At 73.5% G+C, this 355-nt stretch carries 1 protein-coding gene; it reads right to left on the bottom strand.

All coding sequences use genetic code 11. The features are described from left to right. The coding region (locus tag AC1DSF_RS31530; RefSeq protein WP_478184237.1) for an EAL domain-containing protein at positions 1-355 on the bottom strand (355 nt) is incomplete at both ends.

Below are 355 nucleotides of genomic sequence, written 5' to 3' on the forward strand. Positions count from 1 at the left end.
CATGTACTCGGCCGGGCCGATCAGCGCGCCGCGGTCGTCGCGGCGGCGCAGCAGCGCTTCGACGTCCCGGATCCGGCCGGTGGCCAGGTCGACGACCGGCTGGTAGAGGACGGTGAGGCGCTTCTCGTGCAGGGCGCGGCGCTGCCGGGCGGCGCGTTCGACGCGGCGGACGGCGTCGATGTGCATCTGCGGTGCGTACACCTCGACGCGGCCCTTGCCGCCGGACTTGGCGCGGTACATCGCCAGGTCGGCGTTGCGCATGAGTTCGGCGGGGTCGATGCCGGGGGTGGAGAACGCGATGCCGATCGACGCGGCGACGCGGACTTCCTGTCCGCCGATCCGGTAGGGCGCGGAC

It is taken from the genome of Variovorax sp. 01N429, assembly GCF_056399425.1.